We start from the raw sequence: 15,673 nt of genomic DNA, 5'->3' as shown, positions 1-15,673 counted from the left end.
GTTTATGCTGATTACTTAAACTGGAGAAACAGCATGAATTTTTATGTCAAAACCCTTTATCGAACCGCTGCAATAACAAACGGCTGTACCATTTTTGCCCTCCCCACCATGGTTCGTCAGCTTTGGTATAAAAAAGACAATGGATTGATACAATAATTTGTCTGGGCACCCAGACGTCCGTCGACGTATCAAAGGATACCTCGACTCCATAACAAAGTGGTTCCCTAAAGGAACCTATCACAAAGGAGTAATTCAAAATGGCTGAAGGTACAGTAAAATGGTTTAACGATGCAAAAGGATTTGGATTTATTGAGCAGGATGGGGGCAAAGATCTATTTGTGCATCATTCCGCAATTCAGGCCCAGGGGTTCAAATCTCTGGCAGAAGGCGCACGGGTAAGCTTTGATGTTGTCGAAGGTCCAAAGGGTCCCGCTGCAGAAAATGTTGTCCAGCTGTAAAAATGGACATCGACCAGTGTAAAGACCCCGCTTTGCAGGGTCTTTTTTACCACAGGGTGTGTTTACACATCACATAAAACAATCATAAGGAAAAAATATTGGCCAAAGTAAATTATTCATTTCAAAAGCGTCAAAAAGAATTAGCAAAGAAAAAAAAGAAAGAAGAAAAAAAAAAGCTCAAGCTGGAAAGACAGAAAAATGCTGCCGAATCTGCTGTTGAGGAAACCGAGGACCTTCCGCCCCAGGAGGATGAACAGCTTTAAGCCCTGCATAAAAATTCTGCAAAACTGATCCGGGCATATCAAATCCATTCATCAAGGAATCTGGCACCTTTTTTACAGGGATATTTCTTCTTTGAGCATGCAGCAGGCAATCTGATATTCAGGATCACCGGCGCTGTTGTAAGACAGATTTTGGGGCTGGATCATTTTGTTCATAACGCATCCTTCAGGGATGGTGAGACCGAACAGATCTTTTTCATTGATCTTTGGTGTGGCAATGCGTTTGTTATGCCTGATTTCATAGGAATGCAGGGGAAAGTCTTCGCAGATGGGGCATTGGTAAACCCTTCCATTGGGAAAGATAAAGTAATTATCCGCCACATGACCGGCACATTGAAAGATGTCATTGGTGTTGAGAAAGACCTTGGGATAGGTCACGATAATACCCTGGCCAGCAATGGTTTCTGCCACCCTGGGAATGATGGAAAGCCAGGTTTCCTTTGATACCTGGAGCCGTCCATCCGTTTTTGAAGACTTGCCCCGGATGCCGATCACCTGGATAAAAAATCGCTTGAGACCCAGACGGCTCACAAGATCCGGCATGCGTTCAAGCTCATGAATGTTCTTATCCGACACGGTATAGATCATGGAACAGGAAAAATTTTTGGCCACTGCCGTTTTAAGACCCGCCATTACCTGGTCATAGCAGCCTTTTCCCCTGATAGCGTCATTGGTTTCCGGAGTGGCACCATCCAAAGAAAAAGAAAGAAAATCGATATCATTTGGGGTTATCTTGTCCAGGATGTTATGGAAAAGATACCCATTGGTATCAATGGTGATGGATTTGAATCCCAGACGATTTGCCGCCTGGACCGCCTGGGGGAGATCCGGGTGAAGGGTGGGTTCCCCCCCGAGAAAAATGACATTGGTTCTGGGGGCATGGGTTGAAAAAAGCGTGAGCCAGGCGTTGATGGTCTCCATATCAAGGGTGTTGGCCCCGTGCTGATCTTTATTAATATAACAATGGGTACAGGACAGGTTGCACTTTGTCAGAATATGAAAAAAGAGATTGGAAGAGTCCTTTGAAAATGCCACTGTTTGTTTTTGCATGCTATCCCATACACTGCTTGGTAAAATTCGGATCAAAAGGAACCGGGTAGTCACCATCAAAGCAGGCCTTACAAAAATTTAACTCGGGGTTTTCTATCCCCGTTGCTTCCATCATGCCGTCAATGGTCAGATAATGCAGAGAATCAAGGCCCAGGTAATCCCTGAGCTCGTCACCGAATTTCTGGGCGGCGATCAATTCTCCTTTGGAAGAAAAATCAATCCCATAATAGCAGGGGAATACATGGGGCGGGCAGGAGATGCGCATGTGAACTTTTTTAACCCCCAGTTCCCGCAATGCCTTGACCCGGGTTTTTGCCGTGGTACCGCGAATAATGGAATCCTCAATAATGATGATATCCTTGCCCTTGATCAGTTCCCTGACCGGGTTGAGCTTAACCCGGACGGCAAAATCCCGCATGGACTGGGTGGGCTGGATAAAGCTGCGGCCCACGTAATGGTTCCGGATCATGCCCATCTCAAAGGGAATGCCCGATTCCCTGGCATACCCGATGGCGGCATAATTGCCGGAATCGGGAAATGGCATGACAAGATCTGCTTCCACAGGGGCTTCCTGGGCCAGTCGCCGACCCAGTGCTTTTCTCATTTCATAGACATTTTTACCGTCAATGGTGGAATCGGGTCTGGCAAAATAAATATATTCAAAGATGCACAGGGACTTATGTTTGGCAGCCTTGGGATGTCGAATGCTCTTGATGCCGTCTTCATTGATGATGACGATCTCTCCGGGATCCAGTTCCCGGATGAACTCCGCCTGGATCAGATCAAAGGCACAGGTTTCAGATGCCAGGACATAATGGCCATGGAGTTTTCCCAGGGCCAGGGGTCTGAAACCGTTGGGGTCTTTCATGCCGATGATCTCCCCTTTGCAGGTTAACAGAATCATGGAATAGGCCCCTTCAATTTTAGACACCGCCTTTAAAATCGCACTTTCATAATCCCCTTTAATCAGGTTTTGAATAAACAGGTGAAGAAACACCTCTGAGTCCATGGTGGTCTGGAAGATAGACCCCTGCTCTTCCAGTTCTTCTTTCAGGATATGGGCATTCACCAGGTTCCCGTTATGGGCCACGGCATAGGACCGGTGCCGGTGGTTGGCCACAAAGGGCTGGGCATTGGTTAAAACAGAATTCCCGGTTGTGGAATACCGGACATGACCGATGGCAGAACCGCCTTCAATTCTTTCAAGGGCCTCCATGTTAAAGACTTCAGGGACAAGGCCCATTCCCTTGTGGGAAAAAATCTCATCATTTTCTCCCCGGTTTACGGAAATACCGGCACTCTCCTGACCCCTGTGCTGGAGCGCATAAAGGCCGAAATAAGTTATTTTAGCTGCTTCAGGATGTTTATACAGGCCAAATACGCCACACTCATCCTTGGGTTTTTCTTCATCAACAAATGGATTATTCATGGCTATTTTCCTGGTGATAATCTTGAAGGGCCTTGACGGAAAGGCTTTCTTTTTTAAGGGCCTGGATGGCACTGCAGATGGCCTTTGCCCCGTCTGTTGTGGTGGCATAAGGAATCTTATACTTGATGGCGGACCGTCTGATATCATATCCATCCTGCTTGGTCTGGCTGGAAGCACTGGTATTTAAAATCAATTGAATGTCATTGTTTGTCACAGCATCCACCACATGGGGCCGGCCGGCCGAGACTTTTTTGACAAGTTTTGCGGGGACATTATTCTCCTCAAGAAACTTACAGGTTCCCCGTGTGGCCATGATGGTAAACCCCATGTTATGAAAATTTCTGGCCACTTCCAGGGCCGCCATTTTATCCTTGTCCTGGATACTGATAAAAACCGTTCCCTGGGTGGGAAGTTTTTGTCCGGCAGCCAACTGGGCCTTGGCAACGGCAGCACCCAGGTCCTTATCGATTCCCATGACTTCACCCGTGGATTTCATTTCAGGCCCCAGAACCGGGTCAACATTTTCAAACCGGTCAAAGGGCATGACGGCTTCTTTGACACAATAATAAGGCGGAATGATTTCCCTGGTAAATCCCAGCTCATCAAGGGTTTTACCCAGCATGACTTTTGTTGCCAGCTTGGCCAGGGGAATACCAATGGCTTTGGATACAAAGGGAATGGTTCTGGAGGCCCTGGGGTTGACCTCAATAATATAGACCGTATCATTCATGATGCCAAACTGGATATTCATCAACCCCTTAACGTTGAGTTCCTTTGCAATAGCCCGGGCAGCAGATGCCATCTCATCGATATGGGTTTGAGAAATGGAATAGGGGGGCAGCACGCAGGCTGAGTCTCCGGAATGGATGCCGGCTTCTTCAATATGTTCCATCATGCCGCCGATAATGGTTTGCTCTCCGTCGGAAATGACATCCACATCCAGTTCAAAAGCCTCTTCAAGAAACTTGTCAATGAGGACAGGCTTGTCAGGAGATGCCAGGACCGCCAGGTTAAAATATTCTTCAAGATCTTTTTCATCATAAACGATTTTCATGGCCCGGCCGCCCAGGACAAAAGAGGGTCGAACCATAATCGGATAGCCGATATCCATTGCCACGCTTTTTGCATCTTCATAGCTGAAGGCAATACCGTTATCCGGTTGTCGAAGATCGAGTTTATTGAGCATCTCCTGGAAAAGGTCCCTGTCTTCTGCCCGGTCAATGCTGTCCGGGCTGGTCCCGATAATGGGAACCCCGGCTTTTTGAAGCGCCGAGGCAAGGTTCAGGGGCGTTTGACCGCCAAACTGGACAATCACCCCATAGGGTTTTTCCTTTTCAACGATATGAAGCACATCTTCCCTGGTCAAGGGCTCAAAATAGAGTTTGTCCGAGGTGTCATAGTCCGTGGAGACCGTCTCGGGATTGGAGTTGACCATGATGGATTCAACACCTTCTTCCCGCAGGGCAAAAGAGGCATGGACACAGCAGTAATCAAATTCAATTCCCTGGCCGATTCGGTTGGGCCCCCCCCCCAGGATGATCACCTTTTTTCTATCCGATACCCTGGCCTCACATTCTGTTTCATAAGTGGAGTAGTAATAGGGCGTGGCAGCCCTGAATTCTGCAGCACAAGTATCCACCAGCTTATAAACCGGGACAATGCCCAGGTCTTTTCGTGACTGTTCAATCTGTTTTTCCGTCAGTTTTGTCAGAAATGCCAGCTGTACATCCGAGAACCCGTATTTTTTTGCCCGTTCAAACAGATCCCGGGGAAGATCTTTGCCGGCCAGTTTGATCTGTTTCTCAAGATCAACGATCTGTTTCATCTGGTTGAGGAACCAGGGATCAATACCGGTCATTTCATAGATCATGGTAATGGGCATATCGTGTTCAATGGCATACTTTAAATAGAACAGCCGCTGGGAATTGGGGGTGGACAGCTTGTACTCCAGTTCATTGCCGGCAACACTGCCGGGAGCAGGATCTTTTCCGTCTGCCCCAAACCCGGCCCTGCCGATTTCAAGGGATCGAATTCCCTTTTGAAATGCTTCCTTAAACGTCCTGCCAATGGACATGGTTTCCCCCACGGATTTCATGGCCGTGGTCAGAATATCCTGGGCTTCGGGAAATTTTTCAAAGGTCCACCTGGGAATTTTTACCACACAATAATCAATGGACGGTTCAAAGCAGGCAAGGGTTTCTCCGGTAATATCATTGGGAATTTCATCCAGGGTGTACCCCACCGCCAGTTTGGCAGCAATTTTGGCAATGGGAAATCCCGTGGCCTTGGAAGCCAGGGCCGAGCTTCGGGAGACCCTTGGATTCATCTCCACCACAATCATATCCCCGTTTTCAGGATTGATGGCAAACTGGACATTTGATCCGCCTGTATCCACACCGATCTCCCTTATGATGGCGATGGACGCATCCCGAAGGTTCTGGTATTCCTTGTCGGAAAGGGTCTGGGCCGGAGCCACGGTAATGGAATCACCCGTGTGAACGCCCATGGCATCCACATTTTCAATGGAACAGATGATCACCACATTGTCGGCATGATCCCGCATCACTTCCAGTTCGTACTCTTTCCAGCCGATGACGGATTCTTCCAGCATGACCTGGGTGATGAGACTGGCATCAAGGCCGGCCTTTGAAAGGTGGACAACCTCTTCCATATTGTAGGCAACCCCGCCGCCGGTTCCGCCAAGGGTAAAACTGGGTCTGACAATAATGGGAAAGCCAATCCGTCTTGAAACATCTTCAACTTCCTGCATATTAGTGGCAAACCCGCTTTTAGGAATTCTCAAGCCGATTCTGTTCATGGCATCCCTGAAAAGTTCCCGGTCTTCGGCTTTATTAATCGCCTCTTCCGATGCGCCGATCATCTCAACATTATACCGTTCAAGAACGCCTGATTGAGCCGCTTCTATGGCCGTATTCAAACCGGTCTGACCGCCCAGGGTGGGCAGCAGGGCATCGGGCCGTTCTTTTTCAATGACCTTGGTCACCGTTTCAACAGTGACCGGTTCAATATAGACCCTGTCGGCTGTTTCGGGATCGGTCATGATGGTGGCCGGGTTTGAATTAATCAATATGACCTCATACCCTTCCTCTTTCAGGGCCTTGCAGGCCTGGGTACCCGAATAATCGAACTCACAGGCCTGACTGATGATGATGGGGCCTGCACCAATAATCAGGATTTTTTTAATATCTTCACGCTTTGGCATCTTCAATCACTTTTGCAAATTGGTTAAAAAGATAGGCTGAATCATGGGGGCCAGGGGACGCTTCAGGATGATACTGCACGGCAAATGCCTGGAAGGTATCATTTTTAAGACCCTCAAGAGAATCTTCATTCAGATTAATATGGGTCATGACAGAGGAATCTTTACCAATGGTATCCAGATCCACAGCAAAACCATGATTCTGGGAGGTAATTTCAACCTTATTGGTGGAGAGGTTTTTAACCGGTTGGTTCCCCCCCCTGTGACCAAACTTGATTTTCATGGTTTTTCCCCCCATGGCAATACCCAGCAGCTGCATGCCCAGACAAATTCCAAAAACAGGCACCACTCCCAGGAGCGCTTTGATGGTATCAACCGCATAGGTCACGGGTTCAGGATCTCCCGGACCATTGGACAGGAAAACACCTTCAGGCCTCAATTGTTTAATGGTGCCGGCATCTGTTTTCGCCGGAACCACAAGCACTTCACATCCTGCGCGCTCAAGGCTTCGAATAATATTGTATTTTATACCGTAATCAAAAGCGACAACAGAATGTTTTTTCCCTTTGAAACGCCAGATTAGAGGATCATCCAGTTTTTTGATATCAATATAATCCGGCTGATTATACTTCCAGAAATAGGGTTTCTTCGTGGTGACCTTGTCCACAAGGTCTCGGCCCTGCATGGAAGGAATCTGTCTGGCCTTTTGAACCAGTACGTCAGGATCAAAATCAGATGTGGATATGATCGCCCGCATGGCACCGAATTTCCGGATATGACGGACCAGCGCCCTTGTATCCAGGTCTTCAATCCCCAGCACGTGGCTTTTGATGAGATAATCGCCAAGGGTTCCCCGGGATCTGAAATTACTGGGAAAATCCTGGTATTCCTTCACAATAAATGCCGCCACCTGAATCCTGTCAGATTCAATGTCCTCGGGACAGACACCATAATTTCCAATCAACGGATAGGTCATGGTGACCATTTGACCATAATAGGACGGATCGGTAAGGATCTCCTGGTATCCTGTCATGCTGGTATTGAAAACGACTTCTCCGGTTGCCTCACCCGGTCCGGTAAAACTTCTGCAGGGAAAAATCCTTCCGTCTTCAAGGGCTAATAATGCTTTCATAAAAGTTCACACCTGTTCACCATCGGTTTAATATTCATTATCCAGGTCACCCCCGGATCATTGTAAAATGCCTTTGTAAATCGAAGCTGTTTAAATAACACAATTCGTGTGATTTTGGCAAGTTACTTCTTGCGCGGTCAGCAGACCGCCCTGCCCAATTTTTTCCGGTATTTCAGTCGTGAAAGGATCTCTTGACTTTGGGTCTTAAAAATGGTTCTTATTTTTATAATGAAAGACGCTTACAGATTTTTACTCTATAACATCCGGTATGGAACCGGATCAGGGTGGCGATTTCACACCCCGCTGCCCTTCAGCGGTTACCTGAGAAAGACCCGAAAAAATATTCCGGGAATTATAGAATTTATTCGATTGCAGAATCCGGACCTGGTGGGTCTGATCGAGGTGGACGGCGGGTCCCGCAGAGCTGAAGGTCTCAGCCAGGCAAGACAGATCGCCGAAAGACTGGGGTATTCTTTTGTTTTTAAAACCAAATACAAACAACTGACCATGACCCGTCACGTCCCCGTCATCAGACGACAGGGCAATGCTTTTTTTGCCAAAAATAAAATGTTAACCAAGCGGTACCATTATTTTGAAAGAGGATTCAAGCGCCTGATCATTGAGGTTGAACTCGAGAATATGATTTTTTTTCTGGTGCACCTTTCCATCCGGGTTAAGCGTCGACATGCCCAGCTAAAGGAACTGGGACAGCTTGTAAACCTCTGTGAAAAACCCGTGGTGGTGGGGGGAGATTTTAATATTTTTTTCGGAACCCGGGAGTTGACCGACTTTGTGGCCACGACCCGGCTTGAGAGTGCAAACCAGTTGAATGCCTTCACTTTTCCCAGCAGAAAACCCAGATGGGAACTGGATTTTATTTTCCACAGTCCTGACATTACGGTGAACCGGATGATGGTGCCGCACATCAGGTTATCGGATCACCTTCCCCTGATATGTGATTTCACCTTAACCGCTTGAGGAAAAAACATGCTCCCCTGGAACACCATATTTATTGCTGCCTTATATGTTTACATCTTTGTTGTGATTGTCTATCTTCTGCTGGAGAATCGAGAGACCGCAACCACGTTCTCATGGCTCCTGATTTTTATTTTTCTGCCCTTTGCCGGCATTATTTTCTATCTTCTTTTTGGTCGGGGGCTCAGACGAAAGACAAAAAAATCCTTTATTCAGCAGGACCTTGTGAATCGATTGTCATATACCCATGATCAACTTATCGAACAACAGAAACATGAAATTAAAATTCTTCATCACCGATATGTCTCTTCTGGTAACAGAAAGCTGATTCAGCTGCTTTATAGGAATTCAGACTCCATCCTGACACGATTGAATTCGGTAAAGGTTTTTTTTAATGGAAAAGAAAAATTTGATGTCTTAATTGATGATCTGAAAAAAGCAACCCGATATATTCACATGGAATACTTTATCTGGACCTCTGACACACTGACCGTCCGGGTGGTGAATGTGCTCAAGGAAAGGGCGGCATCAGGGGTGCAGATAAAGATTCTGTATGATGCAGTGGGGAATTATCTTTCCAGTCGATATCTGACAAAACTCAGGAAAGCGGGCATACAGATTTATCCCTATTATAATTTTCTATCACCGTTGAAGCCCCATACCCTCAACTACAGAAACCACCGGAAAATCATTATCATTGACGATACCACCGGATATCTGGGCGGAATGAACATGGGAGAGGAATACATAACCGGCGGCAAGCGATTTCCCGCCTGGAGAGACACCCATATCCGGATACAGGGAGAATCCGTTGCCGTTCTGCAAGGTATTTTTTCCGTCAGCTGGACAAATACTACAAAAGAAACCCTGGACATGAAGCCCGTTATCCCGGTCCAATACCCTGACCAAGTCAATACCCATATTCAGGTGACGGCATCAGGCCCGGATTCACAATGGGAGTCCATCAAACAATTGTATTTTCTCCTGATATCCTCCGCAGAACACGCCATTTTCATTCAGACACCCTATTTCATTCCCGACGCAAGCATTGTCATGGCTCTCAAGACAGCTGCCTTAAGCGGCATTGATGTCCGCATCATGCTCACTGGATGGGTTGACAAGCGCCTGCCCTATTGGACAGCCTATACTTTCATGAAAGGCCTGTTGGACGCTGGTGTGCGGTTTTATTACTATACAGGGGGATTCATGCATGCCAAAACCATTGTTGTGGATGCCCAAACCTGCTCCGTTGGAACCGCCAACATGGATATCCGCAGCTTTTCACTGAATTATGAAATCAATGCCCTGATCTATGATGAGGGCATTGCCACCATCCTGGAGACCCAGTTTATGGTTGATCTTGAGTCCTCCCGGGAGTTTACCCGGGAGGACTATGATCGCCAGCCCAGGATCAAGCGACTGAGAAACAGCCTGGCACGGCTGTTTGCACCATTGTTATAGCCGCCCCCCCCCTGTCGCCGTCGCGGCACCCCGGTGTAACCCCGGGGCAAGCCTTGAATCAATACCCATGGATTCATTCCATGTGCTGATCCGTCCTTGATAAAATGTGCGGGTAATATTATGGTGTATTTTTTATCCTGTAATTTTAGGGTGACCAATGGATCAGACGATAATTGATACACTTTTTCCTCATCTTGAGAAACCGCTTCGAGAAACCATACAGAACCGGCTTGATTCTTTTAATGAAAGCCTGGACAAAGAAGGGCTTCAATTTGATATGGCGCCGGAATTAACCGCTGATTTTATCAAGGCTGTTTTTTTCAGTGAATATATCGCATCAAGCATTACCAGACATCCAGATATTTTTAATGACCTGATGGACTCAAAAGATCTGTTCAAATCCTATTCAAAACAGACCTATGCGACTAAACTTGAAACGAAAATTTCTCCAGACATGGATGTGTCAATGGTCAAGGACGTCCTTTTACAGACCAAACTGTATGAAACCATCAGAATCGCATGGCGGGATTTAACCGGTGCGGCCCGGCTCGAAGAAACGATTTGCGATCTTTCCGGTCTTGCAACGGCCATTGTTGATGCGGCCATAACGGTTATTCATGATGACCTGTGTCAACACCATGGGATTCCTGTGGACAGCCAGGGAAATTTCCAGAGAATTATCGTGCTGGGAATGGGAAAGTTAGGGGCAGGGGAGTTGAATTTTTCTTCGGACATTGATCTTATTTTTGTCTATCCAGAGAAAGGGTATACCAACGGGGAAAATATCATTCCCAATGAAGTCTTTTTTACAAAAGTCTGCCGCAAATTTTTAAAATTTTTTTCAGCAGGCTCCCATGGAATCAATTTTTACAGGATTGATACCCGATTGAGGCCTTATGGGGATGGCGGCCCCCTGGTGATGTGCAGTTCTGCTTTTGAAGATTATTATCAGGCCCAGGGAAGAGAATGGGAACGATATGCCATGATAAAAGCAACACCCATTGCCGGTGACATTGCGGCTGGTTTTAAGATATTGAAAGTGTTGAATTCTTTCATTTACAGGCGGTACTTTGATTATGGGTCTTTTGATTCTTTTCGGGATATGAAACATAGGATTACCTTGCAGGTAAAAAACAAACGCTTACAACACAATATCAAGCTGGGGGCCGGCGGCATCAGGGAAATCGAATTTTTCGGTCAATTGTTTCAATTGATCCGGGGGGGGGTGGAGCCCAAACTCCAGGAACGAAAAATTTTAACGGTTCTGGATCTGTTACACACCCATCATTGCATTAATGAAGCAACAAAAAAAGATCTAAAAAATGCATATACGTTTTTGAGAATGGTTGAAAACAGGCTTCAGGCCTATGCTGATCTTCAAACCCATGATCTCCCGAAAAAACAAGACCAGCGGGAAATCCTGGCCCTGTCCATGGGGTATGAAACCTGGCAGCAGTTTGCTGACAGTCTAAACGGTCACATGCAAAACGTTCATTTTCATTTCAATCAATTACTGGTTTCAGAAGAACAGGACAAACCAGACAAAGAAATACAGCGCCTTAAAGAATTATGGGTCAATATTAATGACCCCCAGTTTGCTGCAGATGCCATGGTCATTGGCCGGTTTAAAGACCCAAACAAGATGCTGGACATTTTACGATCCCTGGAAGAACATCCAAATACCAAACGATTGACACCCAATGGCCGCAAAAAACTGGCACGGCTGATTCCCGTGCTGGTCAAAAAAATCGGGGAGCAGAAAGATCCTGACACGGTATTGATCAAATTGATTGATCTGATCATCACCATTGAAAGACGGACCTGCTATCTGTCCCTGCTCATGGAAAACAAAGGCGCGCTTAAAACCTTGATCACCCTTGCCCGGAAAAGTCCCTGGATCATCTCTTTTCTGTCAAAACACCCGGCATTGCTGGATGAACTCATGCATCCGGCCACCCTATATTTTCCCCCCGGCAAACGAGCGTTGGAAAAAGAGATGACGATTCGGATGGCCGATATCCCCCCGGACAATATGGAATTTTTGCTTGAAGAATTATGTATCTTTCGACAAATCAATATGTTGAGGGTGTCAGCGGCAGATGTCAGCGGCAATTACCCGTTGATGAAAGTCAGTGACCATTTGACCTATATTGCAGAAACCGTTCTGGCCCAGGTACTTCAGATCTCCTGGAATATTGTGACACAAAAATATGGAATACCGGAAGGGTTATCCGGAGAAGACATTGACCATTGCGGGTTTGCCATTGTTGCGTATGGAAAAGTAGGCGGCCTTGAAATGGGATATAAATCAGATCTTGATATTGTTTTTCTGCACAAAGAAGACGCCGGTGTTACCGTGGGAAAAGAGAAAAGCATTGATACCATCCGGTTTTATTCAAACCTGGGCCAGCGAATCATTCATGCCTTAACCATGCATACACCCGCCGGCACCCTGTATGGCGCTGACATGCGGCTGAGACCGGGGGGAACTTCAGGAATGATTGTCTCCCACATCAACGCCTTTGAAGACTATATGAAGGACCAGGCCTGGACCTGGGAACACCAGGCATTGATCCGGGCCCGACCGGTTGCCGGAGACCGGTCGCTTTGTTCACGGTTCAATGAGATCAGGAAAACGGTTCTGACAAAAAAAAGGGATGCCGCCATCTTAAAAAAAGAGGTCCGCGACATGCGGGAACGCATGCGGGATGACCGCTTAACTTGCACCAAAGAGTGTTTTGATTTAAAACAATCCCGGGGCAGTATTGTGGATATTGAGTTTCTGGTTCAATATCTCATTTTAAAACATGCCCATGTCTGTCCGGATTTAATCATCTGGACAGATAATATCCGGCTTCTGGAAAGCCTTGACGGAGAAGGCATTATTACCGGTTGCGAAAGCGAACGCCTCCAACAGGCCTATCTGGTCATGCGAAAGGCCATACACAGACTCAATCTCCAGGAAAAACGCCTTGAGATACCGGAGTCCTCTTTTTCTGACATCAGGAGCCATGTCATGGACATATATGATCGGTATTTATCAACGCCCCAGGATTAAGGGATAAAAAAGGATACTTCATGGACAACACCATTCAACAGAAAACAAGACAGCTGATCCAGGAAACAAGGGTAATGACCCTTGCGGTTTCAGATAAGGATATCCCGTGGTCCTCCCCCGTATATTTTGTGTTTCATAATAACCGGTTCTATTTTTTTTCCAATGAAACTTCCCGGCACATCCAATGTGCAAAAGACCAGAAGGTCCTTTCCGCTTCAATTTTCCAGGATTCGGACCGGATGGACAACATTTTTGGATTCCAGATGTCAGGGGTGCTTGAAAATGTCTCAAAAACAACGGTATATCTCTTGATTGTTAAAAAATATGTCGCCAAGTTCAGTTTCTTAAAAAAAATCTTCGGCCCCCAGATTGTTGAAAACAAAAATTTTTTTTTAACAAAATTCAAATCACGACTCTATTGTTTTCGCCCGGATAAAATTTTTTTGTCAGATAATTCCAAAACAACCGACAAACGATCTGAAATTGATTTGAACCAAATCACCTGATCCTTTTGGCAGTTTGGCCGGCATATCCGTCATCCGGGTCCATTTTCCTTGTACTCGCCTGAAAAGCGTTCTTGACCTTAAAGAGAAAATTATCTATCTTATAATCATATACACCATCATTTAAAAAAAGACTGTCTCTATGAAGCAAAGAATATACCTGATATTTATCCTGCTGGGATGTTGGTTTCTTTTTTTGGGAAACCCTTTGTGTGCTGCTGAAAACCGACAAAAAGTGTATATTATTCCGGTTACCGGAACTGTGGAACCGGGCATGGCCGCCTATGTTAAAAGAGCTTTGGAAGAAATCCAGGATGAAAAAGAGGCGGTCTTTGTGTTTAAACTGGATACCTTTGGCGGCAGGGTGGATGCCGCCCTGGATATTGTAGACTTTATTTCAAATATTCCCCAGGGAAAAACCATTGCCTTTGTAGAGAAAAGAGCCATTTCCGCAGGCGCCCTGATCGCCCTGTCCTCAAACGTGTTGTTCATGAAAAAAAATACCCTCATCGGGGATTGCGCGCCCATCACCCAAACCCAGGAAGGCCAGAAAATGGCCGGTGAAAAGATTCAGACGGTCCTGAGGGCGAGATTTCGTGCATTGGCCAAGAAAAACAATTATCCTGTAGTGCTGGCAGAGTCCATGGTCACCATTGATATGGAAGTCTATTCCGTGGTGATGGAGGGTCAGAAAACGTATATGGATAAAATATCCTTTGACGATCTGACTGAAGATGAGAAAAAAAAGATCTCTGCTAAAAAGACCATTGTGGCCAAGGGAGAACTCCTCACCATGGATGATGCTGAAGCCTTTGATCTCGGGTTTTCACAAAAAAGTGTCACTGACATCCAAGAGGTCCTCTCCCTTTTAGGGTATGAATCCATGGATATCATCACCATTGAAGAGTCCTGGTCTGAAAGCCTGGTAAGGCGGCTTCAACCGATTTTACCCATATTAATGCTCATTGGAATCGGTGCCATTTATACGGAAATAAAGGCGCCCGGATTTGGCCTGCCCGGCATGGTCGGTATCCTCTGCCTGGGGTTGGTTTTCTGTAACCAATACCTGGTCGGCCTTGCAGACTATACGGAATTGTTGCTCCTGCTCATCGGTGTGCTGCTGCTGGGTGTGGAAGTGTTTGTTCTTCCCGGATTTGGTGTGGCCGGTATTTCAGGCCTTTTGTTCATTGCCGCAGGCCTTGTCCTTTCTTTTCAGGGATTTGTGGTCCCTGACCCCGCCTTTCCCTGGGAAGGCAAATTGTTGATGAAAAATCTGGCCCAGGTTCTGGGGTCTTTTATGCTGGCCTTTTTCATCTCTTTGTTTATGATCCGCTTTGTTTTACCGCAGTTTTCAAAAATAGTGAATGGCCCTTATCTTGACGCAACCCTTGAAAGCTCCCATGTGGATGTCACAACCGCTTTAGGGATAGAACCGGGTGATACCGGTTTGGCCCACACCTTTCTCCGGCCGGCAGGAAAAGTGATGATAAACGACAAAAAAATTGATGCCATTACCCGGGGAGACTTCATTGAACAGGGAACCATTGTTGTTATTGATCGAATAGACCAGAATCGTGTAATTGTTAAACCCAAAACATCCTGACATATAAAGGCACGGAATGAAACCCTATCTGTTACCCATTCTGCTTCAAGTGATTGGCATTCTGGTCATTATTGCCGAAATTTTTATCCCGTCATTGGGACTGTTATCGGCCATCGCCCTTAGCATCTTTTTGTATTCCCTGTACCTGGTCTTTACCACCATATCTACGGCAGCAGGGATACTCTTCACCGGGATGGACCTGGTCCTGATTCCGGTATTAATTGTTGTGGGGATGAAAATCCTGGCCCACTCCCCCCTGTCCCTGAAGCGGGAGCTGTCAAAACAGGAGGGCGTGGTGTCACAAAACCAGGGACTTGAAGCCTATATACAGATGAAAGGAAAATCAGTCACCGATCTTCGCCCGGCGGGAATGGCCGAAGTAAACTCCCATCGATTGGATGTGGTGACCGATGGAGAATATATTGAAGCCGGTACGCCCATTGTTGTCACAGGTGTCGCCGGCAACCGGATTATCGTTGAAAAAACCAAATAATAGGAGATAG

13 protein-coding genes are annotated in these 15,673 nt (G+C 46.4%); 9 read left to right on the top strand and 4 right to left on the bottom strand.

The annotated features are described in order from the left end of the window. Nucleotides 1-33: 33 nt before the first annotated feature. The 3 genes from Q1Q15_RS06950 (at nucleotide 34) to Q1Q15_RS06940 (ending at nucleotide 721) form a co-directional block, all read left to right on the top strand. Nucleotides 34-156: a hypothetical protein gene (locus Q1Q15_RS06950; protein ID WP_300457952.1), complete on the top strand. Its 123-nt coding sequence runs from the start codon at nucleotides 34-36 to the stop codon at nucleotides 154-156. Between the two features lie 101 nt (nucleotides 157-257). Next, nucleotides 258-458 carry a cold-shock protein gene (locus Q1Q15_RS06945; protein ID WP_300457950.1) on the top strand — a complete coding sequence of 67 codons (201 nt, stop codon included), beginning with the start codon at nucleotides 258-260 and terminating at the stop codon, nucleotides 456-458. Nucleotides 459-556: 98 nt separating this feature from the next. Further along, nucleotides 557-721, top strand: a complete 165-nt coding sequence (locus Q1Q15_RS06940) for a hypothetical protein (RefSeq protein WP_300457948.1) — start codon at nucleotides 557-559, stop codon at nucleotides 719-721. A gap of 72 nt (nucleotides 722-793) precedes the next feature. On the opposite strand, the gene Q1Q15_RS06935 is transcribed toward Q1Q15_RS06940, so the two are convergent. From Q1Q15_RS06935 to carA, 4 genes are read right to left on the bottom strand one after another with little or no spacing between them, the layout of a single operon-like run. Beyond that, nucleotides 794-1,789 (bottom strand): radical SAM protein, encoded by a 996-nt coding sequence (locus tag Q1Q15_RS06935; RefSeq protein WP_300457946.1) that lies wholly within the window; start codon nucleotides 1,787-1,789, stop codon nucleotides 794-796. 1 nt (nucleotide 1,790) lies between these two features. Continuing rightward, nucleotides 1,791-3,218 (bottom strand): amidophosphoribosyltransferase, encoded by a 1,428-nt coding sequence (purF, locus tag Q1Q15_RS06930; protein WP_300457944.1) that lies wholly within the window; start codon nucleotides 3,216-3,218, stop codon nucleotides 1,791-1,793. Continuing rightward, nucleotides 3,211-6,441 carry a carbamoyl-phosphate synthase large subunit gene (gene carB, locus Q1Q15_RS06925; RefSeq protein ID WP_300457942.1) on the bottom strand — a complete coding sequence of 1,077 codons (3,231 nt, stop codon included), beginning with the start codon at nucleotides 6,439-6,441 and terminating at the stop codon, nucleotides 3,211-3,213. Before carB ends, purF begins: the two co-directional genes overlap by 8 nt. Then, entirely contained in the window at nucleotides 6,428-7,570 is a 1,143-nt protein-coding gene (gene carA, locus Q1Q15_RS06920) for a glutamine-hydrolyzing carbamoyl-phosphate synthase small subunit (RefSeq protein ID WP_300457940.1), read from the bottom strand. Before carA ends, carB begins: the two co-directional genes overlap by 14 nt. 210 nt (nucleotides 7,571-7,780) lie before the next feature. Between carA and Q1Q15_RS06915 the strand changes: the two genes are divergently transcribed. The 6 genes from Q1Q15_RS06915 to Q1Q15_RS06890 all read left to right on the top strand — a co-directional run bounded on the left by Q1Q15_RS06915 (nucleotide 7,781) and on the right by Q1Q15_RS06890 (nucleotide 15,663). Beyond that, entirely contained in the window at nucleotides 7,781-8,548 is a 768-nt protein-coding gene (locus tag Q1Q15_RS06915) for an endonuclease/exonuclease/phosphatase family protein (protein ID WP_300457938.1), read from the top strand. A 9-nt stretch (nucleotides 8,549-8,557) separates the two neighbouring features. Then, nucleotides 8,558-10,006 (top strand): cardiolipin synthase, encoded by a 1,449-nt coding sequence (gene cls, locus Q1Q15_RS06910; protein WP_300457936.1) that lies wholly within the window; start codon nucleotides 8,558-8,560, stop codon nucleotides 10,004-10,006. A gap of 157 nt (nucleotides 10,007-10,163) precedes the next feature. After that, the gene (glnE, locus tag Q1Q15_RS06905) at nucleotides 10,164-13,064 is read left to right on the top strand and encodes a bifunctional [glutamate--ammonia ligase]-adenylyl-L-tyrosine phosphorylase/[glutamate--ammonia-ligase] adenylyltransferase (protein ID WP_300457934.1); all 2,901 of its coding nucleotides are present in this window, start codon (nucleotides 10,164-10,166) and stop codon (nucleotides 13,062-13,064) included. Between the two features lie 20 nt (nucleotides 13,065-13,084). Continuing rightward, nucleotides 13,085-13,570, top strand: coding sequence for a pyridoxamine 5'-phosphate oxidase family protein (locus Q1Q15_RS06900; protein WP_300457933.1), 486 nt, complete (start codon nucleotides 13,085-13,087; stop codon nucleotides 13,568-13,570). Between the two features lie 139 nt (nucleotides 13,571-13,709). Continuing rightward, nucleotides 13,710-15,170 carry an NfeD family protein gene (locus Q1Q15_RS06895; protein ID WP_300457932.1) on the top strand — a complete coding sequence of 487 codons (1,461 nt, stop codon included), beginning with the start codon at nucleotides 13,710-13,712 and terminating at the stop codon, nucleotides 15,168-15,170. Nucleotides 15,171-15,186: 16 nt separating this feature from the next. Next, nucleotides 15,187-15,663 carry an NfeD family protein gene (locus Q1Q15_RS06890; protein WP_300457931.1) on the top strand — a complete coding sequence of 159 codons (477 nt, stop codon included), beginning with the start codon at nucleotides 15,187-15,189 and terminating at the stop codon, nucleotides 15,661-15,663. The last annotated feature ends 10 nt before the right edge of the window (nucleotides 15,664-15,673 follow it).

The sequence above is a fragment of the Desulfobacula sp. genome, assembly GCF_030145145.1.
Taxonomy (GTDB): Bacteria; Desulfobacterota; Desulfobacteria; order Desulfobacterales; family Desulfobacteraceae; genus Desulfobacula.
Note: the sequence above shows the minus strand (reverse complement) of the source record. Positions and strands in the feature narration are given on the sequence as shown.

Coding starts and splice junctions, on each gene's coding strand:
- Q1Q15_RS06935 (WP_300457946.1), bottom strand. CDS start 1,789: ATGCAAAAACAAACAGTGGCATTTTCAAAGGACTCTTCCAATCTCTTT.
- Q1Q15_RS06890 (WP_300457931.1), top strand. CDS start 15,187: ATGAAACCCTATCTGTTACCCATTCTGCTTCAAGTGATTGGCATTCTG.
- Q1Q15_RS06900 (WP_300457933.1), top strand. CDS start 13,085: ATGGACAACACCATTCAACAGAAAACAAGACAGCTGATCCAGGAAACA.
- carA (WP_300457940.1), bottom strand. CDS start 7,570: ATGAAAGCATTATTAGCCCTTGAAGACGGAAGGATTTTTCCCTGCAGA.
- cls (WP_300457936.1), top strand. CDS start 8,558: ATGCTCCCCTGGAACACCATATTTATTGCTGCCTTATATGTTTACATC.
- Q1Q15_RS06950 (WP_300457952.1), top strand. CDS start 34: ATGAATTTTTATGTCAAAACCCTTTATCGAACCGCTGCAATAACAAAC.
- Q1Q15_RS06945 (WP_300457950.1), top strand. CDS start 258: ATGGCTGAAGGTACAGTAAAATGGTTTAACGATGCAAAAGGATTTGGA.
- glnE (WP_300457934.1), top strand. CDS start 10,164: ATGGATCAGACGATAATTGATACACTTTTTCCTCATCTTGAGAAACCG.
- Q1Q15_RS06895 (WP_300457932.1), top strand. CDS start 13,710: ATGAAGCAAAGAATATACCTGATATTTATCCTGCTGGGATGTTGGTTT.
- Q1Q15_RS06915 (WP_300457938.1), top strand. CDS start 7,781: ATGGTTCTTATTTTTATAATGAAAGACGCTTACAGATTTTTACTCTAT.
- purF (WP_300457944.1), bottom strand. CDS start 3,218: ATGAATAATCCATTTGTTGATGAAGAAAAACCCAAGGATGAGTGTGGC.
- carB (WP_300457942.1), bottom strand. CDS start 6,441: ATGCCAAAGCGTGAAGATATTAAAAAAATCCTGATTATTGGTGCAGGC.